This is a genomic window from Treponema sp. OMZ 840 (assembly GCF_050937815.1).
Lineage (GTDB): Bacteria > Spirochaetota > Spirochaetia > Treponematales > Treponemataceae > Treponema_C.
Map to the genome: position 1 here is coordinate 159,821 of NZ_JACDIJ010000003.1, position 25,481 is coordinate 185,301.

A 25,481-nucleotide genomic window follows, 5' to 3' on the forward strand; every position below is an offset into this window, starting at 1 on the left:
CTGAAAAAAGACCGATGCCGGATTATCCATTTTTTATTCCGTAAATTTTATATGCAATTCGTCAAGCTGTTTGGTATCTACTTCGGAAGGGCATTCGTCCATCGGGCTTACGGCAAAGGTGTTTTTCGGGAAGGCGATAACTTCTTTTATCGAAGACTCTTTGCACATAAGCATAACCAAGCGGTCGAGGCCGGGAGCTATACCGCCGTGGGGAGGAGCGCCGTATTTAAAGGCTTCGGTTAAAAAGCCGAATTTCTTTTGGCCTTCTTCTTCGTTAAAGCCGACAATTTTGAAAATCCGCTTTTGCAGTTCCGGGTTATGAATACGGATTGAACCGGAAGCAAGCTCGTAGCCGTTTAAAACCAAATCATAGAGATCGCCCTTTACGCTCGCAGGATCGCTTTCAAGAGTTGCGTGGTATTGTTCCTGCGGCATACTGAACATGTGGTGGGCGGCGTCCCACTTTTGCTCGTCCTCGTTCCATTCAAAGAGGGGAAAATCGATAATCCATGCAAAGGCAAACTCATCCGGATTTGCAAGATTCAAATCTTTCCCCAAACGGGAGCGCACCGCGCCGAGTGCGGTACAAGCCGTTTTATATTGAGCATCGGCGGCAAAAAGCAAGAGGTCGCCTGCTTGAGCGCCGAGTTTTTTGATAATCTCCGCTTCGTTTCCCGCAAAGAATTTGGAAATGCCGCCTTCAAGGCTTGTACCGGATGTAACCTTCATCCACGCAAGTCCCTTGGCCTTATAGATTTTTGCAACCGCTTCGAGCTCTTCTATGCGCTTTCGGCTGTACTGTTCGGCTTGACCGGGCACAACCAATGCCTTAACGGTTCCCGACGGAAGCGCGTCTTTAAAGACTTGAAAACTGCCCATATCGGCCATAAAGGAAGCATCCTGCATTTTCATATCGAAGCGCAAATCCGGCTTATCCGTTCCGTACAAATCGATTGCGTCATCGTAAGCTATGCGCGTAAAGCGGGCGGGAAGCTCGATATTCAGCGTTTCTTTAAAAACCGCTCCCATTAAGCCTTCGGTTATACTTAAAACGTCGTCGCGCGACACAAAGCTCATTTCCATATCGATTTGGGTAAATTCGGGCTGACGGTCGCCCCGGGCATCTTCGTCGCGGTAACAGCGCGCTATCTGAAAATAGCGGTCAAAGCCGGAAACCATGAGAATCTGCTTATACAGCTGCGGCGATTGGGGAAGCGCATAGAATTTTCCCGGATACAGGCGGGAGGGAACCAAATAGTCGCGTGCTCCTTCCGGGGTCGATTTTATAAAGGTCGGCGTTTCAAGCTCGTAAAATCCGTGAGAAGAAAGATAGTTTCTGACCGCGAGGCACACCTTGTGGCGCAGCGCCAAGTGATGCTGCATTTGAGCGCGGCGTAAATCCAAATAGCGGTATTTAAGGCGCAAATCTTCATTCGGAATAACGGGAGTGCCGTCTTTTTGCACTTCGTCAATCATAAAGGGAAGCACTTCGCTTTTTGAAAGCACAATGACTTTTTGCGCAAGCACTTCGATTTCTCCCGTCGGCATCTCCGGATTTATCATCGAATCGGGGCGCGCTCTGACACGTCCTTCAACGGCAATGCAGAATTCCATATGCAAATCTTTTGCGCTCGAGTGCAATTCTGAAGGAGAATCGGCGTCCACGACAACTTGGGTAATACCGTATCTGTCGCGCAAATTGATAAAGGTAATACCGCCGTGTTCGCGGATGCGGTGTATCCAGCCGTTTAATGTAACCGTTTTTTCGGCATCGCTTTTGCGTAAATCGCCGCACGTGCAGCTTCGTTTAAATGCTTCCATAATGCCCTATAATAACGCTATTAAGACGGATATGCAAGCACAAATGTTTTATACCGTTATGCCAAACAGTTCGTGCCGCGAATTAATGCCCGTTTTTTTAAATACCGTTGCAAGATGGCGTTTTACCGTTACGACCGAAATACACAGTTCGTCGGCTATCTGTGCATTTGTTAAACCTTTTGCCGCAAGCCGGACAACTTCAATTTCTCTATTGCTTAAAAGTTCCGGCCGCAATTCAGCGATACGGTCTTTTTTTTCTCCGTTTCCGCTGCAGTTTGTTTTTTGCATTACAAACTGACGTAAAACAAGACGGACAATGATTCCGTACACAAGCGCTCTAAAATTGGTAAACACCGTTACGCTAAAACGCAAAAAGGAAACATTAAACGGTAAACCGCCCATACCCTTTTCCAATATATACATAAGGGCTAAAAGTTTTACACTCGTTACAAAACCGCCGGCATAAAAAGCGCTTTTATATAGTGCATATAAGAATTTTTCTTTACGGAACATTCCCGGTAAAATAAAAATCGAAATAACCGCCGCATATAAAAATAAATCGGTAACCATAAGCTATTCTATGCGGCCCTGCTTTTCGATTCCCGCCTCAAATGCCAAAAACGTAAAGTTTATTATTACGGCATAAAAAACCGGCAGCACTGCGGCATACATAACCGTACCGAGATATTTTTTATCCGCAAGGTTATTTAAAGCTGCCATACACGCAATGGCCGTACTTAAAAAGGCAAACAGTAAAACCGTAATTCTTGTTGTCTTAAAAGCATTTTGATACAATTTTTTCTCGGTGTAGCCGGTTTCGCCGTTGCTCAAAGGAGCAAAGACCGGCCGGACGCCTCTGTAAACACCGGAAATTAAAAGAAGGACAATGCTGCCTGCGCATAAAAACAGGATTGTAGGGAAATCCGCAAAGTCGGTAATGTTCGATTTTGAACGGTCGATAAAACCCGCCAAAGAAATTCCCCATCCGCAGCAAATTAAAAAACCGATAAACAGCGTCAACTTTGCAATCGCCTGTGCCGCTTTTTTTACAGCCGGCATTCCCGTTTTTTCGCCGGGAGATTCTTCAGCCATCATTAAAATCAACCTGTGTTTTACATGCCCTTTTAAGGTAAAAATAATTAAACCGTAGGTACATAATTCTTTTATCGAAACAAGAGCGGCTGCAAGATTGTGCCCCATCGCATCCAAAACGCCGTAATTCAAACAAAAATACAGCATTCCGAAAATCGTAAAAAACAGGCACGTATAAACGATTACTTTGAACAACAGACTTAGTGAATCATTTAAAGATTTTAATTGCCCAAAATCCGATTGGCCTAATTTTTTTTCTTTGCAAAATAAGGGTGAATATGCTTTCACCTTGCCGAATAAGCAGATACACATAAAAGACATAACCGGAATGCCGAATGTTACGGCCGGTTCATACATTCCTAAAACATACGTACCGCTGAAAAAGGCATACAAAACAGATGCGCCGATAACGGCAACCGGTGTAAGTATCGATTTTAAAATCATAAAGCACCTCTCAAAGCCGAATTTATTTTCGTATTTGATTATCGCGCCCTTTTTGCGATAAAACAAGGGTGCAAAAGATGTAAAAAAGATGTATTAAGCAGATATTTACAACAAAAGCCTCGCCCTATCTATGCAGTTATATCGGCAGGTTTTATTTTCCGTGTAACAGGGATATTACCTCCTGATTATTCTTTTCGTACGCATATTGAATACAAGTCATATTCAAATCTTCGATAAAGCAATTTAAATCTACATTGTGTTGTAACAAAAGTTTTATTACGCGTAAATCCTCACGAGCTATCGCTTCCGAGAGAATATTTCCGTAATATGCGGTCTGATTTACATCAAAACCTTTTGCGAAGATATACTCAAGCATTTTATAATAATCGTCGTATTGCCTTGCAGAAAACTTTGAATGCATTTGATCGAATAAAAAGAGAGCGGCACCTTCTCCTTCCAAGCCTGTTCCCTTATTTATATCGGCATTCCGAGATAATAAATAGTCTACCATTTCATAGTTTACATGTATTATCGCAGTTAATATTGCAGAACCGCCTCCCGAAAGACCTCCATATCGGGCAGTCGAATTTATATCCGCACCATGTGCTATCAACAGTTTCACCATTTTTAAATCATCTTTATAAGCTGCCTTTTCTAAAGGAGTTCCCTTATTACTCGGTTTGTTTATATCGGCACCATTTTCAATAAACCATTCAACTGTTTCATATTGTTGTTTTTCAACGGCAAAATATAAATATGTTTCATTACTTCTATTTACGTTTTCTTTATTTATATCTATATTATTATTCTTGAATATCTTTTTTATAGCCTGTAAATCATTTCTTTCAATTTTTTCAAAAATAATTTGTTCTATTGTTTTTGTATTGTTACACGATATAAGCAACACCTGAAAAAAAACATACAAAAGTATCTGCATCCGTTTTTTCATTTATTTGTCCTTCCTTACCCCGGCTTTCTTACTTTTTTTTACAGTATCGGTAATATCGGCTTTTGCAAGCTCAATTTTTACCGTATTAACTCAAAATATACGGAAAGCGGTTTATCTTGCTCTTACAGCCTCTATCTTTGCAATTATTTTCCAACCTTCCGCGCCGAAAATATCATGTTCATCCGGGATTTTTCCGCTCCGTACATTGCCGCAAAGAGCTTTTTCAAATTCATTCATAAAAAACACTCCTTTGATTAAAAATGCTTAACTGTTACCCGTATATAAATACAATATCTTAGGTTCAAAGAAAAAAAATTGCGGCAATACCTATCAGCACGGAAACAAGCAGCCGATTTTGAGGGATTAAACAGCATAAATACCTCTGCAGCTGATAAAAATAAAATACCGACTGCAACAGCCTTCGTGAAAATGAGCATTGTTATTTTTCCGTCATTACCTTTTCAATATCGGACAAAAAAGCAATACTTAGCAAGAGAGGGCTTGACGGCGCATAGTGCTATTCAAAACACATCAAGCTGTTTTGTTTAAAAGTCCATTCGGGCGTAACCAAATCGCCTTCTTGTACGTAGTACCAAGGAGAAATATCTTCAAAGCTTTTTAAGATATGAAATTCTTGTGAAGGCATATAGCTTTGCCCCAGCAGCATTATTTTTTTTCCGGTTTTGCGGTCTTGAGCTAAATCAAGAACCAATACTGCATGACCGGGATTGCCGCCGTAGATAAAAAAATCTCCTATTTTTATGTGCTCCAAATTCGTATGTTTCGCTTCGTGTGCTAAAGAATATGTTCCCGCATATATGTAGATGAATTTTAAATACTCATCAAAAATATCTCGCGTTATACCTTTTTTATATCCCTCCTTCCAAACGGTTTTATTGTTATTGACTATAACTCTATCGCCTTTGGAATATCTTTCGAACGGAACGGACATTCCATTGGTAATATTGAATGAAATCTCGGAAAATTTCTTTTTACTATACAAATATTCGGCTTTTAATTTTATAATGGCATCGGCACATTGAATCAAATCCTGTTTAAGCAAGGGCATGGAAAAAACCGACACATGCACATTATGTACCTTTGTTTCTCCGTTATATAAGAGAACGGGGGCGGTATATTCTTTGAGCGGATATAAGCGCAAATATTGCTGAAACGAATTATCGGCATAATCAAGCCGTACATATCCGTGCGGCGGTATAAATCGTTCCAGTATATTTTTACCGAATCGGTTAATTGTCTGTGCATATACACGGGCGGATAATAGTATGTATATAATAAATACAGCGAACGATATTTTCTTTTTCAGTTTCGGTAATTCAACATTAATCATTTTGTACAATCTCCATTCGGCGGCCGCTTCAAACCGCATGTGTTTTTTCACCGATATTGTTTACAGTATATCATAGTCTAAGCTGCTGTCAACCTGGGTACTGTATGTACACACAGCCACAGAGATACGTTTATTCTACAGCTGCTGTGTCTTTTCAGGCAGTGCGGCCAAATCAAGTGCATTCTTCTTTAGGTGCTGTTCTTTATACACGACAGAAACCATTATGACAAAAATAGTCTTATTGACATTTTGAAAAAGGCATGGTAGATTTGATTTCATCATGTTTTTTCCAAAAGCCGTATACTGCCGTTTGTTCCAAGCCGCTTTTCGATTGACCCAACCCCTTCTTCCGTATCGGGAGCCGCAAATCATTTTTTCCTGCGTAAAGCTGGACAAAGTGCTGCAAAAAGAAGCCCTTAAATCCGTTCTTATCGTAACCGACAGGGGTATCGTTGAAAACGGTTTAACCGAACCGCTTATACGGGTTTTACAGGAAAACGGCATACGCTTTTGCGTTTATGATAAAACCGAAGCAAACCCGACCGTATCAAATGTTGAAGAAGCGTTTACCCTCTATAAAGATTCGGGAGCCGAGGGTATTATCGCTATAGGAGGCGGCTCTCCGATGGACTGCGCAAAAGCCGTCGGAGCACGGATTGCCTATCCCGAAAAACCGGTGGAAAAAATGAAGGGGACATGCCGGGTACGGCGGCCGCTTGTGCCGCTCATTGCCGTTCCTACAACGGCCGGCACCGGAAGCGAAGTTACCCTTGCGGCCATCATTACCGACGGCAAAAAACACGAAAAATATGCGCTTATGAGTTTTCCCCTGATTCCCCGCTATGCAGTCCTCGATGCCTCACTCACTTATAGCCTTCCGCCCCATATTACCGCTTCCACCGGAATCGACGCGCTTACCCATGCGGTAGAAGCCTACATCGGCCGATCGGCTACGAGGGAAACACGTGCTCTTGCACTGGAAGCGGCAAAGCTTGTTTTTGAAAATATCGAAGCGGCCTATAAAGACGGCTCAAATCACCGGGCGCGGGAAAACATGCTGCATGCGGCTCATAAGGCGGGGCTTGCCTTTTCAAAATCCTATGTAGGCTATATCCATGCCGTCGCCCATTCTCTCGGCGGTTTTTACGGAACGCCCCACGGCCTTGCCAATGCCGTGATTATGCCCTATGTTTTGGAAGCCTACGGCAAAAGCGTTCACAAAAAACTGTATCAAATGGCGCTGGCAGCCGGTCTTTGTACCGAAAACACGCCCTGCAAACAGGGAGCGGAAATTTTTATAAAAGCCGTAAAAGATTTAAATGCGCGGATGAACATTCCCGATAAGATTGCAGGCATAAAAGAGGTGGACATCCCCTTTTTGGCAGCTCTTGCCGAAAAAGAAGCAAACCCCCTCTACCCCGTTCCCAAACTGATGACCCGAACCGAACTTGCCGCTTTTTATTATCAAATCGCGGAAACATAAAGAACGGGTTGCCTCTATATGATAATTGAAAACCGGCAATGTATCGGTTTTATTTTCAATACGGAGCCGAATTTATTGATGAGTAAAAACAGCAGTTATACAAAATGAGTTATAAACTCATTTTTAGAGCTTCTCAGAACTCGCCTATTTTCAAATTACCGTCCTTATCAAAATCAAGAACTTGAAATTCAGAAAGAAAACTCATTTCGGTATGCGCTTCAACTTCGGCCTTGAGTGCCTCAGACACCATAATTTTTTCAATATGGGCAGAATTGGCAATACGAACAATTCTGGGAGATTTTTTATCAATTCCTACACATGTAAAAACAGCCGCCTGGATGGCAGTCTTATCATTTTTGAGAATAACGGGAACTTTCACACCTTTCAAAACCGTACAAGTAAGAGCATTGGGATAAGCCGCATCGAAATCCATTTTATCAAACACTCTTTTGGTGCTAAAGTCTGCCATACCGGCACCCATGGCATTGCCATGCGTTTCATCGCTCAAATCAAGAACAATATATCGCTGAACCTCCGGACCTCCATGCGCATAGGGGGTACAATAAGAGGCTGTTATATTCGGGTCCATACCGTCCCCGCTAAAATTTTTACCGATCTGATCGACAATAAGAATGTCTATGTTATTAATATATATCTTAGGCATCAATTCTTTAGCCTTTAATAACAATTCCGGTTCTCTTGTAGGAATTCGGCTTACCGGGATTGCCTCAATAATTGCGGTATTATCAAAAGAATCTTCCACAAGTGCTAAACCGAATAAAATCGGTGCCTTATCAAGAATAATTTTTCCAAAGGTTTTTACATTGTGGGCCATATTTTTAAACCCTTCCGAATGACAAAATTCAGCCCCTTTTTGTTTGCCAAGCCCGATAGTCATCATTTTATATAAGCCGCTTTCAAATTCTCCCGTAAAAGCTGTATGCGGTTTAATCCGCCCCGCAACAATTATACCGTCTGCTTGAGCAGCATGAGCATCAATTCGAACTTCTTTACCATCGGCAGTTTCTGCAATTTTAACTGTGTCCATAGACGATATAATAGGCGCCCCTATATATTCCTCTGTAACTCCAAGTCCTTCCAGATATTCTTTTTGTCCCTGTGCTGTAGCACCGCCGTGAGACCCCATAGCAGGAACAATAAAAGGCTTACCTCCCAGTTCCTTGACATTTTTGATAATTTCTCGTGTTATCAGAGGAATATTTGCAATACCCCGGCTCCCTACTGTGACAGCAATAGAATGACCGGGTTTTATTGTTTTTGCAATTTCCGGCCGATGGAATTCCTTTTTAACCGCAGCAGGAATATCCGAAATTGAATTATCTTTAAAATATTGTTTTACAACAGCCATCCTAGGAATCGGCACATCTTTTAACATTTCATTAATAACTCCGTCCCTGTCCCATTGACTGTCCCGTCTTTTAGTATTCATATATCATCTCCATAAACTATTAGTCAAATTCAAAACATTAAATGATGTTACCGTAGGATTTTTATCTAAAAAAATAATTATTTTCTTTTTCCGCCTAAATTCCGCTAACCAAAAATTAACTTCGGTAAAAAAAGAACAATATTTGGAAAAAGTGTTGCTAATATCAATACAACAAGAAGAGAGGCATACAGAGGAAAAGATGCTTTAAGCAAATTTTCCATACTAATCTTAGCTACATTACAAACACTGAATAAACAAACTCCAAAAGGAGGCGTTACCAACCCAATAGCTAAGTTAAGAACAACAAGAACTCCAAAATGAATTGGATCTACCCCTACCTGTAAAACAACAGGAAAAAGGATGGGAGCTAAAATAATAATAGCCACACCGGCATCTATTAGCATTCCAACAAATAGAAGTAAAATATTAATAAGCATAAGAATAACAATGGGCTTTGTTGATATTGAAAGCAGTGCCTTTGCTGCAATTTGGGGCAACCCTTCAAACGTAAGGATAAATGTGAAAATCGAAGAAACGGCAATGATAGAAACCACAGAAGCTGTAATTTGAGCACCATTTATAAAAGAACGGTACAAAACTTTCCAGTTCATTGTTTTATAATAAAAAATAGAAATTATCAGGGTATAGAAAAAAACAATAGCCCCGGATTCGGTTGGAGTAACGATACCCGTCATAATGCCCGAAAGAATAATAGCCGGCGCTCCCAGTGCCCAAAAGCCGCATTTGAATGTTTTCCATAGATACGAAAAAGAAAATTTCTTCACATGCCCAAAAGAATGTCGTCTGGAGATAATATTATTTTGAATCATCATGCTCAAAGTCATAAGAATTCCCGGAACAATACCCCCTACCAGCAACCAGGAAACCGAAAGTTCTGCCACTCCTCCTAAAATTATCATTAAAATACTGGGAGGAACAACAACAGAAAGAGTTGAAGAAATAACAGTAATAGCGGCAGAGTATTCTTTGCTATATCCGTCTTCCTCCATCTCAGGAATCATAATAGAACCGATAGCAACAGTATCGGCAACTGAAGAGCCGGAAATTCCACCGAATATAAAACTGGAAAGAATATTTACCGCTCCTAACCCGCCTCGAGCCCAGCTGACTTGAGCTTTACAGAAATTGATAAGATGTTTTGCGACGCCACAAGTTTCCATCATTACGCCGGCAAGAATAAACAGAGGGATTGCAACCAGAACATAGGATTCCATACCGGAAAACATTAATTGAGGAATAGATATCAAAGGAACAGGATGATAAAAAACTATTGTCAAAATACTGGAAAGTCCGATTGCCACAAAAACCGGAGAACCCAAAATCATTAATACTACTGCTAAAACAAAAACCGTTATGCTCATTATAGGTACCATCAAAATTCCTCCTGTTTTGCATTTTCAGGTAGCTGAGTATATGAGTGTAATTCATCTTGCATAAATTCAGGATCTTTTCCTGTTAGAATTCCGTGAATTTTTTCAATAATTCTATACACAGAAAGAATAGCCCCAAAAACACAAGGAGATCTTAAAAACCAATATGGAAGATGGGTTGCCGGAGCAAGTGTTTGACTGCGAAAATATCCGATTATAGCATGAGTCCCCAAATAGCCCAAAAAAACCATCATAATCATAAAAAGAAGGCTGTTAAAAATCTTTAATATTTTGCGTATTTTTATAGGGAAATGCCTGTAAACAGCCTCAATCCCCACATGAATATTTTCTTTTATGGCAATACTAATTCCAAACCACACGGAAGCACTGAAAAGGAAGGTAATTAATTCAAGAGTCCACGGAGTCTTTAGAAAATGCAAAAAGCGGTACAGCACTTGTATTAGAGCCGCAATAAGCAAAAAAGACATCAAAACAGGTTGTATATGGTAATCAATATTTCGTAAAAACTTAATTATTTTTTTCCCCATTGTTAATCCTTTTTTAGAAAAACGGATACCAACAGCATAAAATGTCGGTATCCGTTAATTCAAATCGGTCATTAAAATATAATAATAGTTGTTATCGTGTTGCGTCAGCGCCGGCTTTCAGTTTTTTAAAAGTTTCTTCACCAACAGTTTTTGCCACACTTGAATATACAGGTTCCATCCGGTCAATCCAGGGTTTTTTCATCTCAGGAGTAAAATCTGTAAATTTTATTCCCTTTGCAGCCATTTCTTCACGTGCTTTTAACTCTCCTTTGGTTACTAATTCGAGCATTACTTTTGTCGATTCTTTTGCAATATTATTAAGATCTGTCCGGAAATCTGCGGGAAGCTTGTCATACCATGCTTTATTTACAACAACAAGAACACCGTCTGCCATATAATTCCATACATTAAAATATTTACCTTGTTCAAAGGTTTTTGTATCACGAATTGTTTGTAAAGAGTTATCCTCTCCGGCAACCGTTCCAAGCTGCATTGCCGTGTAAATTTCACCCGAAGGCATAGGAACAGGTTTGGCACCCATAGCTTCAAAAGTTGTAATAAAAAGAGGCATGCCGGGAACCCTAAATTTCAGTCCGGCAATATCCGCAGGAGAAACAATCGGCCTCTTAGAATTTAAAAGTTGGCGGGGTCCTCTTGGCCAATAAGTCAATACTTTCAAATTATTATCTTCCAATTTTGCAAACCATTCTTTAACATATTCCGGGTCCGTTTCCATAAACCGAATCAGGTGATTCATATCTTCAAAAAGAAAAGGAGTGCTTAGTGAAAACAACTCGGGAACTAAAGTCGCCAGAGTTACCTGAGATTCACACGTCATCTGTACAACATTACTCTGTGTCTGCTCAAAAATAATTTTCCAATCTCCCTTTGCCAGTTGTCCGTTCGGATAAATGGTAGACTTTGTATTGGGATATTTTTTGAGCATCTGCTCTTTGATATATTCAAAACCGGCTTGCCAAGGATTTGAGATAGGTAGATTGTGTTGAATATTCATTGTAATACTTCCCGTATCTGCAGAGTCCTTTTTCCCTTCGGCACTTGCAGAAACCGCTATCAGTAATACAACCAAAAATGCCATAACCAATTTTTTCATTAAATACTCCTTTAAGAACAATTATATACACACGGTATATTGCGTAATTATAGCACGAATATCGGAGTTGTCAACATTTTTCTTTACAGACCGGCTCGGATTTTCCGCCCCCGCTTACCTGAAAAAAAGCTTACCGAAGCCCATTATGAATGTTTCCAAGTCTCCGAACTTTTCTCTTGACATTTTTTTTAGTCTAGTGTATTATACATCTATAACACTAAGGCGGGAGAAAAATGAATGATATGACTCAATTCAACGACACGGCGCCGATCTATCTTCAAATCATGGATACAATCAAGCGGCGCCTTATTTCCGAAGAATTAAAACCGGGCCAACAGCTTCCTTCGGTGAGGCAAACGGCCGAAGACATGCGGGTAAACCCGAATACGGTTATCCGTTCTTATGCGGAACTTGAACGCGAAGGCATTGCCGAAAAAAGGCGGGGTATGGGAACTTTTATAACCGAAAACAAAGCGGTTATAGAAAATGTACGGAACGAGGTATCGCATAACCTTGTAAGCGATTTTGTGAGCGGCATGAACGAATGCGGTTTTTCCGCCGCCGACATTATTGCTCTCGTACAAAAACATATTGAAAACCGAACCGAATGTAAACAGGAGAATGTATAATGGAAACGATTTTAAAAACCGAAAACCTGAATAAACGGTTTTTCAAAAAACAAGCGCTGCGCGATGTAAATCTTGAATTAAAAGCGGGACGCATTTTAGGCCTTATGGGACCGAACGGAAGCGGAAAAACCACCCTGCTGAAAATCGCCGCAGGGCTTCAAAAGCCTTCTTCGGGTTCTATTTCAATTTGCGGATTGAATATCGGAAGCGAAACAAAGGCATTGACGGCTCTTTTACCCGACCGCAATACGCTTCCCCTCTGGATGACCGCCTCCGATGCCTGCTCTTTTTATGCGGATTATTTCGACGACTTCGCCCCCGACAAAGCGCGCGATATGCTGGATTTTATGAAGCTCGGTGCAGACGAAAAAGTTTCGGCAATGTCGAAGGGTATGATTGAAAAATTAAACCTTACTCTTACCTTTTCGCGCAAAGCAAAACTGTTTTTATTGGATGAACCTTTAGGAGGTATCGACCCTGTTGCGCGCGAGCGTATCGTTTCGACGATTATTAAAAACTACAGCGAGGATTCGTCCGTTCTTATAAGTACACACTTGATTCACGATATCGAAACGATGTTCGATGATGTGTGTTTTATAAAAGAAGGTGAAATTGCCCTCTACGGAGAAGCGGAAAAACTTCGCAGCGCCCACGGGGCATCGATAGATCAACTGTATATTAAAACGTTTCAGGATTTATGATGTAAGGATTTTAATGAGGAGAATGATATGATAAGTATATTACGTCAGGAATGGAAGGCGCGCAAACATACAATCGCTTTAGTCAGTGCGGCCCTCTTTGTGTTCGCCGCAATCGGTTTGCCGCTCGGTACAGTCGGAGCAGACAGCGAATCGCAGCTTCCCTTTTACGGTCTTTTTATTGCACTGCTTGTGATAAGCGCATTGCTTACCGTCGGCTGTGTGTTTTTTCTTCCCCTTTTAAAAGGAGCGGGCAATATCGGTAACGATTTACTCAGCGACAGGGGCTATCTTTTGTTGAGCTTACCTAAAAAGCCGGTTGTTTTGTTTGCGGGAAAAATGATAATCGGTCTTGCCGAATTTCTTATCTATGCCGTTCCCGTTTTCTTTTATTTAACTTTTTCAATGCCCTTAGCCGGGATTTTACATCCTGCGGCAAGCAAATCATACGGAGAACTGATACGAAAGATTTATTATTTCCTTTTTATTGAACAGCTAAACGTAACGGTCTGCGTATTTTTTACGGCGATTGCCTTTTTTGTGTTTGCGCAAACGGTTGTAAATTTTGTTGTTGTTTTATACCGCTCCTTTATGCGGACACGTAAAGCTTCTTTTTTGATGATTCTTTTTACGTTTATTGCGGTATTCGTCACATTGAAAACGGCGGAACGGTTATCGGATCTTATTATTCCGCCCGTTTCCGGCGATGCGCCGGTGCCGGATATTTTATTGCTGCTTTTTACCGGCTGCTTTTTGGTGTTTTCGGCTTTGTATTTTTTTATTACAATCCTGCTTTTTGAGCGCAAGGTAGAAATATGAACCGAAATTTGCACTATACAATAGAAGTATTTTCATATGTCTGCGCCCTTTTTCTTTTGTTGTCTTATCCGGTACGGGCAAAGCTGCTTATAAAACAAGCGGGCACCCTATTGCTTCCCCTTACACGGCGCAGCAATAAGCTGTATATTTTTGCAGCGGTTGCGGCGTTTATTATGCTTGCGGTTTTACATTGGCGCGAATTCACACTTGCAGTTACCCTGATTTTATATGCAACCGCTCTTTTAGCCGTAGAACTTGCCGTGCGCGACACCCTCTATAAGCGCACAGCCGGGGTATACGAACATCTTATTATCGTCGACAGCCGCAAAATCCGCATAAAAGACATCATCTCGGTTGCACCGCCTATGCACAAGGCCGGTTTTGAAGATACGGACAAAGCCGAAAACACGGACCGAACCGAAGATACGGCTGAAAACCGCGTTCTCAAGTTTACAAGCGAAAAATCGGGGGAAATCTTTGTCGGGTTTGAAAATACGGGAGAACGCAATGCGGCGCTGCACTTGTTAAAAAAACGGCTTGCACAGAAAGGGGCAAACTGTTAGTATTTTAGACAGTGTTATTTAAGAGGAGGATTGAAGCGTGCGGCAACATAGCGCCGCGCGCTTCTAAGAAAAGTTATGGCTTTTGCTCTTGAAATGTATCCGGTTGTGTATCTTGCACGTTACAGCGCCGCATCCGAAAGTTGGGATGAACAATGGATAACGCAAGACAGCGTTCCGTATGATGAACTCCAAAAACTGGACGAAAAAGAACGCGAAAAGATTTTAATCGCGCGCAATACCCTGCCGCTCCCGGCCGTAAGTTATACAAGTCAGTACGGTTACGGTTGTTTTGAGGGAATGAAAGCGTTTCCGCAAAAAAACGGCGGCATTGCGATTTTCCGCCCCGACCGTAACGGAGCCCGTTTTGAAAATTCGCTCAAGGGCTTAAAGTGTCCCGTATTTCCCAAAGAAATGTATGTAAAAGCATGTGCCGAATTTATAAAGCGCAATGCCGATTTGGGCTATGTTCCGCCCTACGAAGCTCAATGGGAAGAAAACGCTTTTGCAAGCGCAAAAGCCGTATATATGCGTCCCTTTATGACAAGCGAGGGAGCTATCGGCGTTGCGTGCGCAAAAGAACCCTATGTCCTTATCTGTGCCACAACCGTTTCCGCATATTTTTCGGGTAAGGGAACAAAGGCCGTAACGACCGAACGCATACGCGCAACTCCCAACGGTACCGGCTATATAAAGTGCGCATCGAACTACGTTATCTCGGCGCTTGCAAAAAAAGAAGCCGAAGAAAAAGGTTTTATGGAAGCGGTTTTTCTCGACAGCGAACACCGGCGCTATGTGCAGGAAGGTTCGTCCTGCAATATTTTCTTTTTGCTGAAAGACGGTACTTTGGTTACTCCGGATTTGCAGGATACGATTTTACCCGGCATAACGAGGGCGAGTATTATCGATTTGGCGCGCGGCGAAGGCATAAAAACCGAAGAACGCCTTATTTCAATAGAAGAAGCGGCGGAAAAATCGGCCGAATGTTTTGTTACCGGAACCGCTGCCGGCATAACGCCTATAGAAAGCATTACTCACAAGGGCGTTGAAACCGTGTTTAACGGCGGGAAAATCGGCAAAACGTCGGCACATCTGCAGCGGCTTTTAAAAGGCATTCAGTACGGAGCCGCAGAAGATGCACGGGGCTGGAATTATACGGTTGTATAAACTTCTTTAAAAATAAAACAGCTGAACAAAGTGTCAACTTCGGAAGCTGTTTTATTTGTGCTTTCGTAACGTATATGTCCCCGCAGCGCAGCTTCAAGCGGAAAGCACATAAAATAAAGAGAGTTTTGCCGAGAAAAACTAAATTCAAAAGGCAAAACTCAAATTAAAGCGGGCGGTGCTATGTTAGACGCCCGTTTTAAACCTTCCTTTATTTTTCCATCAATTTTTTGTTGCCGAACAGCATTAATGCCCAAAAGCACAAAAAAAACCGAAAAGCTTCGCAGGATGTAAAGTCCGCTTCCGAAATGCAGCCCACAAGGCTTGCACAAAGCAAGCCGCCGTGCTGCTTTGTATAAACATGCATGCTGGCACAAAAGTCATCGGCCTTTGACGGGTCTTTAAGGAATTCGCCGATAAGAGGCGGAAAAGTGTTTTGGGAGAGTTTTTTCCGTGCCGAAATTTCATCAAACAAGTCGGTTAAAATAGTTTCGGCTTCATCGGCATTTTCGATATATTGGGAATAAGCCGGATAAAACGCTTTGCCTATACCCATTATTGCGGCAAGGGCAAGCATAATTTCATGCTGCACTTCAGGGCGTTGTGTTTGCATACGCAATACATCTAAAAGAATAAAAACGGACGAAGGGTCGGCATACAATTCCATTGCACGAATTCCTTTTAAAAGAATATGCGCATTTTCCGTCGCAGCCAATGCATGCCCGATATCCAATTGAGCTTTTGTTGCTCCTATTCGGGCAAGAGCGGTCATACATTCGCCGCTTAAAAGATAGTCGGGGCTGTTGATTTGCTTTTTTAAAACGGAAACGCTGCGTTTTACTTTAAATAATCCCAATATCCGTGCAGCTTTTGAAGCGGTAGTAAAAACACCGGTTTCCGTTTCACGGATTAAAATTTCTTCCAACGTTTTATTCAATGAAGGCAAACTTTCCATTGCAGCCAAAGCTTGCATTCTTACGGCATAGCTGGGAGAGTGCAAGTGCTCGGCAAATTGGGAAGCCGCTGCAGCCGTATTCGACAAGCGCAATTCGCTTAACAGTGTCGTTTGTTCGTTTTCAAGGGTGCTGCGGTCCAATTTATACAAAATGCCCAAGCCGCGTATATCGCGCGGAGAAAAAAACAGGGGCAACGCTTCTTTTAAGCTGTAACTGCCGAGAGATTTTAAATTGATTTCTATCCAAAGGGCAATTCCTATAACGATAATTTGCAAACCGAAAAAAATTCTATAGACCCATGCAGCGGACAAACCGGTGTCTTTAAAAGCGTCGAGCAAAACACCGCCCAACAAAGAACCGGACGCCCCTGTTGCTCCCATAACCAAAAAGTATACTATCCCCATATCCATAACCGCTTCTTGCGGTATTAAACCGAAAAAATATGTTTGCCCCGCATTTTCCTGTCCGGAAAAGCCCAGGTTGGCGCTAAAGGCAAACACACTTAAAAACAAAAAAATAACGGCGGATGCGGTAAAATTCGGTGAAATAAGAGCCGGAACAAGACTGAGCAATGACAATGCGGTAAAAAGCAAATACATAGGTTTTGCTCCGATTTTATCAATAAAGACACGGGAAACAAGCCCCATAGACAAAGCGCCGAGTGTCATAAAAAAAGTAATAAAGGTTATAACGCTGTCGGGCTGCATATATACTTCACGGCAGTATACCGCAATAAAGGGGCGGGCCATGCCGACGCCTAAGCCTATAACCGAAAAGGCTGCTATAAAAAGCCGAAAATTTCTGTCATGGATTGCACCAATAAAATTCTTTGAAAAACTGCCGCTTGAAGCAGTCGGTCCCTGTGTGCTGGAAGGCATTTTATACAACAAAAAAGAGGCGATAAAGCCGAGTACAATACCGACAATAACCGCCACGCTTAAAACAATGAGAGAGTCCGCAAAATGCAAAGCTATTGCGAGCAGCAATATTGTTATCAAGGCCGCAGCGTTGTTTACAACCGATAAAAACACTAAAAAACTGCCCCTGTCTTTTCCCGGCGTCAAATCGCTTAACACAGGATTATTTGCTACAAGACCTATACCTCTAAAAAAATTAAAGCCGAAAGTACTTATCAAAATGCAAAACAATCCCCATTCGGGAAGGCCCATGTTCGCCAAAAAGGGGATGGGAACCATAAATAACAACGAACAATTACGGAGCACCCAAGAATCGGCATAGATTCTTATAATAGGACGTTTTTGTGCAAAAAGTTTTCCCAAAGGTATGGCAAAAAAAGATAGAGAACCGAAAGCATTGATTAAACCGATTGCGACATTGCCCGCATTTAAGTATAAGGCATATACGACAAGGACGTTCCCCGTAACGAGGGCAAAAGAAGCCGAGTTTAAAGCGGAAAACAAACCGTATAATCGTCTGCCCGTATTGATTTGGTATTTTGATAAAACAGACATGGTTTTACTTTAGCACGTAGCATTAAAAACTGCAATCTGTTATACTTGATATTATGAATCATCAACATATACCTTTACGTACGGAAATAAAACCCCAAGACATGTGGGATCTGTCCGCATTATTTAAAACGGAAGAAGAATGGGAAAATGCTTTAAAGCAAATACCCCTTATTGCCGAAAAGCTCTTTATTTTTAAAGACCGGGTAGCGGAAAATCTTTTGGACAGCCTCAAACTGTATGAGCAGATGGAACAAATCAGCGAAAAAGTCGGCGTCTATGCCTCCCTTTTAACTGCCCAAGACGAAGGCGACAGCGCCGCTCAAGACAAGTTGGGCCGCTACATGATGAATGCAAGTGCTGCCGAAGCACGCATAAGCTTTTTAATTCCTGAAATACAGGCAATACCCGAAAGCCGCATAAAAGAAGAAACGGAAGCGGGGCCTCGCTCCGGCGAATATACACCCTATCTTGTATGGTTAAAAAAACTTTTGCGTTTAAAAGATTTTATTTTAAGCGAAAAAGAAGAGCGGCTTTTTGCCCTCCAAAGCGAAAGCTTGCAAACCCCTTCTACAGCCTTTTCCATGCTTACAAACGTTGACATGAACTTCGGAAGCATACAAACATCCGAAGGAGAGCGTCCTTTAAGTCAAACCACATGGTCGGCTTTTATGCTGAACGAAGACAGAGATGTCCGCAAAAATGCCTATATGCAATTTTACAGCGCTTTCGACAACCATAAGCATACAATCGCCGCCCTCTATGCAGGAAGCGTTAATCAGGATATTTATAAAGCCCGCGCACGCGGTTATAAAAGTTCTCTTGAACGCGCCCTTTTCCCCGATAAGGTAAGCGAAACCGTTTACCGTAATTTAATCGCAACGGTACGTTCTCATTTTCCCGTTTTACACCGCTACTATGCTCTCTTAAAAAAGGCCCTCGGCGTTTCCGAGCTCCGCCACTACGACGTCTACATGCCGCTTACAAAAAACGTGCGCTTTATCACAAGCTACGATAAGGCTGTAGATATTTTACGCGAAGCTCTTTCTCCGCTCGGAAGCGAATACACCGACATTTTGTGCGGCGGCTTAAGAGGCGGATGGACAGACCGCTATGAAAACAAGGGCAAACGAAGCGGAGCCTTTTCATCGGGTGCGTATACGGGTTATCCGTACATATTGATGAATTATAAAGAGGACGTTATTCGAGATGTATTTACGCTTGCACACGAAGGCGGACACTCTATGCATTCATGGTATGCTGCGCACAATAATCCTTTTATGCATTATTCATATACGATATTTGAAGCCGAAGTCGCGTCTACCTTTAACGAACAGCTTTTATTCCAATATTTACTTACGCATACGGAAAAAGAAGAAGAACGCTTGTATCTTTTATGTACCCGCGCTTCGGATATTTTAGCAACCCTTTTCCGTCAAACCATGTTTGCCGAATTTGAATTAATAACACATGAAGCGGTTGAAGGAGGCAAGCCTTTAAACGCCGCACAATGCCGCTCGATATACCGGAAGCTGCTTGAAGACTATTTCGGCCCGGAAATGGTGTTTGAAAACGAAAGCGACCTTGAATGCCTGCGTATTCCCCATTTTTACAGTGCCTTTTATGTGTATAAATACGCAACCGGTATTTCCGCGGCTTTAAGCCTTGCAGAGCGTGTAACAAAGGGCGGGATAAGCGAGCGTAACGACTATTTTACGTTTTTAAAATCCGGCGGAAGCTTGTATCCTGTAGAAAGCCTGCGAGCAGCGGGTGTGGATATGGAAAAAACCGCCCCCATAGAAACCGCTGTAGGTATTTTTTCAAAACTTCTTGACGAAATAGAAGAAAATCTTATAAAACAGTAATGAAACCGGCCTTTTTTACCGATGATAGTGTTATAAGAAAGTGAAAAAATATCCGTGATGGAGAAATATTCATGACTTCTGTAGCAGAATTCAAAAGTCGCCCGAAGATGGATGCACATAATCATCTCAATTTAGGAATGCGGTATGCCTCGTATATTCCGTGGGCAGGATTTTATATACCCGACTTTCCGCGTAAATTTAACGGTTTAAATGACATGCACACCGTTATTTCAGAATATACCCGTCCGCGCTGTATAACCGAAAAAGACGTGCAGGACTTATTGACCTTATCCATTCAGGATGCAGTTGCCGACGGTGTAACAATTTTGGAAGGCAGTATCGATATCGGGTTTATTCACCATTGCGGAGAAAACGTAACGCGGTTTTTGGATATGATACGCCGGGTTGAAGAAAAATTCAAAACCAAGATAGAGTTTCGTCCCGAACTGGGTATGGGTAAAACCTTTGACGCTGCACTTGTTAAACGGTGGGCACCCGAATGTATGCACAGCGGCGTTTTTAAAAGCATCGATTTGTACGGCCCTGAAGTCGAGGACGGTATAGAAGAATTTAAGCCCTTATATAAGTTGGCGGAAAAACTCGGTATAAAGAAAAAAGCCCATGTCGGAGAATTTTCGGATGCGAAGTCGGTAAAACGTTTTGTACAGATTTTCGACTTGGATGAAGTTCAGCACGGAATCGGAGCGGCAACCGATAAAAGCGTTATGAAGTTCCTGTGCGACAAAAATATCCGCCTGCACGTATGTCCTGCAAGCAATGTTATGCTTTCGGCCGTTCCTTCTTTGGAAGCGCATCCTATAAAGATTCTCTACGAAAACGGGGTAAACGTAACGATTGCAACCGACGACCTTTTGTTCTTCAATAAAAGCATAAGCGAACAGTGCGTCGATTTGGTTGAAGCGGGCGTATTGACGAAAGAGCAGGTATTTAATATCCTCGACAAAAGTGTAGAAAAATAATCATGTCTAAAATTATTTCATGGAACGTAAACGGTATACGCGCCGTTGAAAAAAAGAATTTTTTACCGTGGCTGTATTCAGTAAGTCCGGATGTGCTGTGCATTCAGGAAACAAAGGCAAAGCCCGAACAGCTGTCCGAAGAACTGTGCCTTCCGCAGGGATATAAGGCTTATTGGTCGTCCGCGGTACGGGCGGGTTATTCGGGAACGGCAATCTATACAAAAAAAACGCCCGATGAAGTGCGCTTTATGGGAGTTCCCGAATTCGACGATGAAGGACGCACCCTTGCCGCTTTTTTCGGCAAAACCGTTGTTATAAGCGCGTATTTTCCGAACAGTCAGGACGCCGGAGCGCGGCTTCCCTATAAGCTCGATTATTGCGCCGCAATGTTTGAAATGTGCAATAAACTCGTATCGGAAGGCTATAATATTGTCTTATGCGGCGACTACAACATTGCCCATAAGCCGATTGATTTGGCAAACCCCAAAAGCAACGAAAAAAATCCCGGCTACCTTCCCGAAGAGCGGGCATGGATGGACATGTTTACCGCAAACGGATATGTCGATACCTTCCGGCATTTTTGCAGCGACGGCGGCCGCTATACATGGTGGTCGTACCGATTTAAATCGCGCGAAAAAAACATCGGCTGGCGTATCGATTATCAGTGCGTAAACGAAGCTTTTTTGCCCAAGGTAAAATCGGCCGAAATTCTCGATACGGTTTTAGGTTCCGACCACTGTCCGGTCGTGATGGAACTGGCTCAGTCTTTATAAGTTATGACAAAAAAAATACGCATTGTATATACTTCTCCGCTTTCAGGCTGTTTTGTCCTTGCCTGTACGATTATTTTGGTATTTTCCCGCTTTACGGGAGACGCCCTTATAAGCGCTTTTTTTTCCACACCGGCACGGCAGGGAAGCCCGTCCGCCTTTAATCCGGCCGCCCCCTTCGATTACATCCGTCTTTTTATCCACATTTTCGGTCACAAAGATGCGCTGAGCTTCGGAGCGAACGCCGCCCTGATTTTGCTTTTAGGCCCTCAGTTGGAAGAACGCTACGGAGCGGCTGTTCTCTCCCTTATGATGGGAGCGGCGGCCTTTGTTTCAGGCGTATGCAATGCAGTATTTGCGGCCGCGCCTCTATACGGCAGCGACGGTATTGTTTTTTTACTGATTATCCTTTATGTGTTTGCCTATGCAAAAAAAGAAGGCATCCTGTTTACGAATATTTTGCTTTTTGCCCTGTATCTGTTCGGCAAACTCTTTCCCCTGTTCGGTACATCCGCCGCTTCGAACGGCAGTCCGGCTGCCACGCTCGGCGGCAATACCGCTTTAATCGCAGCACTTGCTCACCTTTTAGGCGGCTTGGGCGGCAGTTTGTTTGCCTTTGCCGCCTCCCCCGCTCCCTCTTCCCGCAGAGCCGGCACTGCCGCAAAAAAATAACGCTCATCTTTTTTTTATTTTTCTCACATCAATAATGACAAAAACTCAAAAAGCGTGTATAATAAGGGTAAGAATGATTTTGTAAGAGGATACCTATATGAGTAAAGCCGTAATCGACCGTAAACCCTGGGCGTTTTTAGACAACTACCGGGGAACGGATTTTAACGGGGAATGGCCTACGCTGCCGGAGATGTTCCGCATCACCGCAAAGCGTTTCGGAGAGCGCCCCTGTTTTACCGTTTTTGAAAGCGAAAAGCATACGCTGAATTACAATCAAGTGCTTGCGAATATCGAACGATTGTCCGCATGGCTTGCCGCCGAGGGCGTTAAAAAGGGCGACCGTGTCGCCGTATCGGGGAAAAACTCCCCCGAATGGGCGACCGTTTATTTTGCCGCCCTTTTTGCCGGAGCCCTTATCGTTCCGATAGATTATGCCCTGCACGAAAATGAAATCGAAAATCTTTTAAAAGCATCCGAGCCTAAAATATTCTTTGTCGATGAAGAGCGCTATGAATATTTCAGTTCAAAGGGAAAGGCAAAGCCCGCCGTGTATTCGCTTTCTCCCAAATTTAAAGATACTTATGTGTACGGTTTAAAAACCGATAAAGCGGCAAAAATAACGCCTGCCGAAGAAAACGATACGGCCGCGATTTTATTTACCTCCGGCACTACGGGAAATCCCAAGGGTGTTATGCTGTCGCATAAAAACCTCGTTTCCGACTGTTATATTGCCCAAACCAATTTGGAAATTTTCGAAACCGACGTTTTTTACGCCCTTTTACCGATCCACCACTCATACACAATGCAGGCGGTTTTTATCGAGTCTTTGTCGGTCGGTGCGGAATTGGTTTTTGCAAAAAGCATGGCCGTTACCCGCATGCTCCGAGAATTGCGCGAAGGCAAAATCACTATGCTTTTGGGCGTTCCCCTTTTGTTCAACAAACTGCTTGCAGGAATTCTTAAGGGCGTTAAAGAAAAGGGGCCTGTCGTATACGGCCTTATCCGTACCCTTATGGGCATTTCCTATATGATTAAAAAGCTCACCGGCGTCAATCCGGGTAAAAAGATGTTCAAAACCCTCTTGGAAAAAGCGAGCATCAGCACCATCCGTATCGCCATTTCAGGAGGCGGCCCCCTTGCCGCAAGCGTGTTCCGTATGTATCAGGAACTCGGCATAGACTTTATTCAAGGCTACGGACTGACCGAAACTTCCCCGATTATCGCATTGAACCCCAAAGAGCATTTTAAAATCGAAAGCGTCGGCCGCTTTTTCCATCCGCATATGGAAATGCAAATCCTCGAACCGGACGAAAACGGCATAGGAGAAGTTATCGTTAAAGGTCCGATGATTATGCAGGGTTACTATAAAATGGAAAAAGAAACGGCAGAAGTATTTACCACCGATAAAGACCCCTGCGGGCCCGGCTGGTTTAAAACGGGCGACTTGGGTAAACTCGACTCGGAAAACTACCTCTATCTTGCCGGCCGCGCGAAAAACCTTATTGTAACAGAAGGCGGCAAAAACGTATTTCCCGAAGAAATCGAAAACGCCTTCCAGCTGTATACCGATATCGAACAAATTACGATTCAGGGTTATTTGCAAGACGCCGCAATGAAATCCGAAGGTATCGAAGCGCTCGTCTATCCTTCCGACGATTTGTTCAAAAGGCTGAACCTTATCCGCGGCTCGAACGAAGCCGTTGACCCCGTATACGATGCGGTAAAGGATATTATCGACAAGGTAAATAAAACTCTTGCAACTTATGCACGTATTTCCAAAATAACCGTTTTGGACGAGCCGCTTGAAATGACGACAACCCGCAAAGTAAAGCGCAAATATAATAAATAGGCTGTCCGAAAACTTCGGGTTCGGAACAACTGTCTTAATCAGCCGGCGCGCCCTCTTTGGAAGGGTGCGCCGGTTTTTTTGCATAGAATTCCAATAAAATATGTGCAAATAACCGTTTCCGTGTTATACTGTTGCCATGAAAAAGCTGAAAAACATAATACTCTTTATCTGTATTTTTGCTCTTTGCGCGGTTTTGGCAGCAGTTTATAGACACTTCAGTTTAAAAACGAATACGATACGGGTTGCTTTTTACGGACTGCCGCAATCCGAAGTAACCGTACTTTCTTCATGGCTTGACGACAAAAATGTGAATTGGGTTGCACGGATATTGGATTCTTCAAAACCCCTGAATGCCCATATTTCGAATTCCTCTCAATACGATTTGCTTTTTGTGTATGACGGTTTTAATATGGATTCGATGAAATCCTTTGTCCGCAATGCAGAAACCGCAGCCCTGCAAATGCTTCCTGCCCCCATACGCATTTCAATACAAACACAACGGCGTTTAATCGGAACACCCGTTTTAATGAATCCGTTTCAACTTTTATGCAGCAAAAACGGCCTTGAATCCTTAGACCGTTCCGAGCCGTTGTCCCTTATGCAGCTTGAAGACATTGCGGTAAAAAGCATTACACGTGCGGAAAAATCCGGACAGCCGGTATATCCTGCGCCTTTTTTGTGCGCAGGGGCAGATGACGATCATTTGATTATGTTTTTTTCATCGCTGCTTGAAGCTGCCGAGGGAGTGGAAAATCTGGAAGACGCCGCATCCCTTCTTGCAGCACAAAAAGATAATGATTTTTCTTCATTTTTTGCCGCGGAACCGATTTGGAATATATTGGAACTTTTGGCAAAGTGGCAAAAAAAAGGATTTTTACCGGCACGTTGGCTTGAATTAGGCAGGGAAGAGGCTGCCGACGCTATGAAAAAAGATGCGCCCCTTATCGTTTTTGCTCCCCATGCTTTTTACCGTTCATTAGACGAAAAAGCCGCCGACAAATATACACTCTGGTATATGCCTTCGGGAAAATTTTCACATAAACGTTTTTTAGTTTCCCAAACTGTCGCCGCCTTACAATTTTCGGTTCCCAAAGCGGCGCTGCAAAGCGCAGTACAGGCGCGCAATAAATTGGATTCGGTACGGGCGCTCATACGGGAAACGGTGTCGGCTCCGGCTCAAACCAAGTTGGCACAGCATAGTATATCGGTTCCGGTAAATTCAAGGGCGCAAATTTCTTTTCCGGCGGAGACTGCCCTTGAGTATATATGCGCTTCCGACGGCATAATACCCGATGTTGCGCAAGCCGCCCTTAGTTCGGACGGGGAACGGAAAACATTCGCCCAAGCTTTACGTAAAGAAATCAAACGCATTTCGGACGAACAATAAAGCCGCTTCAATCAAAACCT

The 25,481-nt window shown here is 42.9% G+C and carries 23 protein-coding genes; 12 read left to right on the forward strand and 11 right to left on the reverse strand.

All coding sequences use genetic code 11. The features are described 5' to 3' along the window. Positions 1-33 precede the first annotated feature (33 nt). From aspS to H0R92_RS06465, 6 genes are all read right to left on the reverse strand, one after another. Positions 34-1,821, reverse strand: a complete 1,788-nt coding sequence (gene aspS, locus H0R92_RS06440) for an aspartate--tRNA ligase (RefSeq protein WP_432962314.1) — start codon at positions 1,819-1,821, stop codon at positions 34-36. A 48-nt stretch (positions 1,822-1,869) separates the two neighbouring features. After that, positions 1,870-2,391 (reverse strand): response regulator transcription factor, encoded by a 522-nt coding sequence (locus H0R92_RS06445; RefSeq protein WP_432962316.1) that lies wholly within the window; start codon positions 2,389-2,391, stop codon positions 1,870-1,872. Between the two features lie 3 nt (positions 2,392-2,394). Continuing rightward, the gene (locus H0R92_RS06450) at positions 2,395-3,357 is read right to left on the reverse strand and encodes a hypothetical protein (protein ID WP_432962318.1); all 963 of its coding nucleotides are present in this window, start codon (positions 3,355-3,357) and stop codon (positions 2,395-2,397) included. A gap of 151 nt (positions 3,358-3,508) precedes the next feature. Beyond that, positions 3,509-4,306: an ankyrin repeat domain-containing protein gene (locus H0R92_RS06455; protein ID WP_432962320.1), complete on the reverse strand. Its 798-nt coding sequence runs from the start codon at positions 4,304-4,306 to the stop codon at positions 3,509-3,511. Positions 4,307-4,417: 111 nt separating this feature from the next. Continuing rightward, a complete protein-coding gene (locus H0R92_RS06460) occupies positions 4,418-4,543 on the reverse strand; it encodes a hypothetical protein (RefSeq protein ID WP_432962322.1) in 126 nt (41 codons plus the stop codon). Between the two features lie 280 nt (positions 4,544-4,823). Then, positions 4,824-5,708 (reverse strand): DUF4846 domain-containing protein, encoded by an 885-nt coding sequence (locus tag H0R92_RS06465; protein WP_432962324.1) that lies wholly within the window; start codon positions 5,706-5,708, stop codon positions 4,824-4,826. Between the two features lie 229 nt (positions 5,709-5,937). On the opposite strand from H0R92_RS06465, the gene H0R92_RS06470 reads away from it, so the two are divergent. After that, positions 5,938-7,140: an iron-containing alcohol dehydrogenase gene (locus tag H0R92_RS06470; RefSeq protein WP_432962326.1), complete on the forward strand. Its 1,203-nt coding sequence runs from the start codon at positions 5,938-5,940 to the stop codon at positions 7,138-7,140. A 133-nt stretch (positions 7,141-7,273) separates the two neighbouring features. Here the strand turns inward: H0R92_RS06470 and H0R92_RS06475 are convergent, their stop codons facing one another. The 4 genes from H0R92_RS06475 to H0R92_RS06490 all read right to left on the reverse strand — a co-directional run bounded on the left by H0R92_RS06475 (position 7,274) and on the right by H0R92_RS06490 (position 11,643). Then, a complete protein-coding gene (locus H0R92_RS06475) occupies positions 7,274-8,590 on the reverse strand; it encodes a lactate racemase domain-containing protein (RefSeq protein WP_432962328.1) in 1,317 nt (438 codons plus the stop codon). 104 nt (positions 8,591-8,694) lie between these two features. Continuing rightward, on the reverse strand, positions 8,695-9,984 hold the full coding sequence (locus tag H0R92_RS06480; RefSeq protein WP_432962330.1) for a TRAP transporter large permease: 1,290 nt from the start codon (positions 9,982-9,984) through the stop codon (positions 8,695-8,697). Next, positions 9,984-10,529: a TRAP transporter small permease gene (locus H0R92_RS06485; protein WP_432962332.1), complete on the reverse strand. Its 546-nt coding sequence runs from the start codon at positions 10,527-10,529 to the stop codon at positions 9,984-9,986. Before H0R92_RS06485 ends, H0R92_RS06480 begins: the two co-directional genes overlap by 1 nt. A gap of 91 nt (positions 10,530-10,620) precedes the next feature. After that, positions 10,621-11,643, reverse strand: coding sequence for a TRAP transporter substrate-binding protein (locus H0R92_RS06490; RefSeq protein WP_432962334.1), 1,023 nt, complete (start codon positions 11,641-11,643; stop codon positions 10,621-10,623). 233 nt (positions 11,644-11,876) lie between these two features. Between H0R92_RS06490 and H0R92_RS06495 the strand changes: the two genes are divergently transcribed. The 5 genes from H0R92_RS06495 to ilvE all read left to right on the forward strand — a co-directional run bounded on the left by H0R92_RS06495 (position 11,877) and on the right by ilvE (position 15,516). Then, a complete protein-coding gene (locus H0R92_RS06495) occupies positions 11,877-12,272 on the forward strand; it encodes a GntR family transcriptional regulator (RefSeq protein WP_432962336.1) in 396 nt (131 codons plus the stop codon). Next, entirely contained in the window at positions 12,272-12,973 is a 702-nt protein-coding gene (locus tag H0R92_RS06500; RefSeq protein ID WP_432962338.1) for an ABC transporter ATP-binding protein, read from the forward strand. The genes H0R92_RS06495 and H0R92_RS06500 overlap by 1 nt, the downstream gene beginning before the upstream one ends. 27 nt (positions 12,974-13,000) lie before the next feature. Continuing rightward, complete coding sequence (locus H0R92_RS06505; protein WP_432962340.1) at positions 13,001-13,789, forward strand: hypothetical protein; 789 nt, start codon at positions 13,001-13,003, stop codon at positions 13,787-13,789. Further along, positions 13,786-14,352 carry a hypothetical protein gene (locus H0R92_RS06510; RefSeq protein WP_432962342.1) on the forward strand — a complete coding sequence of 189 codons (567 nt, stop codon included), beginning with the start codon at positions 13,786-13,788 and terminating at the stop codon, positions 14,350-14,352. Before H0R92_RS06505 ends, H0R92_RS06510 begins: the two co-directional genes overlap by 4 nt. A gap of 75 nt (positions 14,353-14,427) precedes the next feature. Continuing rightward, a complete protein-coding gene (gene ilvE, locus H0R92_RS06515) occupies positions 14,428-15,516 on the forward strand; it encodes a branched-chain-amino-acid transaminase (RefSeq protein WP_432962344.1) in 1,089 nt (362 codons plus the stop codon). 208 nt (positions 15,517-15,724) lie between these two features. Here ilvE and H0R92_RS06520 read toward each other — a convergent pair whose 3' ends face one another. Beyond that, positions 15,725-17,941, reverse strand: a complete 2,217-nt coding sequence (locus tag H0R92_RS06520; protein ID WP_432962346.1) for an MFS transporter — start codon at positions 17,939-17,941, stop codon at positions 15,725-15,727. Positions 17,942-17,994: 53 nt separating this feature from the next. Here H0R92_RS06520 and pepF point away from each other — a divergent pair, with 53 nt between their 5' ends. The 6 genes from pepF to H0R92_RS06550 all read left to right on the forward strand — a co-directional run bounded on the left by pepF (position 17,995) and on the right by H0R92_RS06550 (position 25,461). After that, positions 17,995-19,803, forward strand: a complete 1,809-nt coding sequence (gene pepF, locus H0R92_RS06525; RefSeq protein ID WP_432962347.1) for an oligoendopeptidase F — start codon at positions 17,995-17,997, stop codon at positions 19,801-19,803. A gap of 71 nt (positions 19,804-19,874) precedes the next feature. Then, a complete protein-coding gene (locus tag H0R92_RS06530) occupies positions 19,875-20,783 on the forward strand; it encodes an adenosine deaminase (RefSeq protein ID WP_432962349.1) in 909 nt (302 codons plus the stop codon). A gap of 2 nt (positions 20,784-20,785) precedes the next feature. After that, the gene (locus H0R92_RS06535) at positions 20,786-21,556 is read left to right on the forward strand and encodes an exodeoxyribonuclease III (protein ID WP_432962351.1); all 771 of its coding nucleotides are present in this window, start codon (positions 20,786-20,788) and stop codon (positions 21,554-21,556) included. A 3-nt stretch (positions 21,557-21,559) separates the two neighbouring features. Beyond that, complete coding sequence (locus H0R92_RS06540) at positions 21,560-22,225, forward strand: rhomboid family intramembrane serine protease (protein ID WP_432962353.1); 666 nt, start codon at positions 21,560-21,562, stop codon at positions 22,223-22,225. Positions 22,226-22,322: 97 nt separating this feature from the next. Further along, the gene (locus H0R92_RS06545; RefSeq protein ID WP_432962355.1) at positions 22,323-24,074 is read left to right on the forward strand and encodes an AMP-dependent synthetase/ligase; all 1,752 of its coding nucleotides are present in this window, start codon (positions 22,323-22,325) and stop codon (positions 24,072-24,074) included. A 136-nt stretch (positions 24,075-24,210) separates the two neighbouring features. Beyond that, the gene (locus H0R92_RS06550) at positions 24,211-25,461 is read left to right on the forward strand and encodes a hypothetical protein (RefSeq protein WP_432962357.1); all 1,251 of its coding nucleotides are present in this window, start codon (positions 24,211-24,213) and stop codon (positions 25,459-25,461) included. The last annotated feature ends 20 nt before the right edge of the window (positions 25,462-25,481 follow it).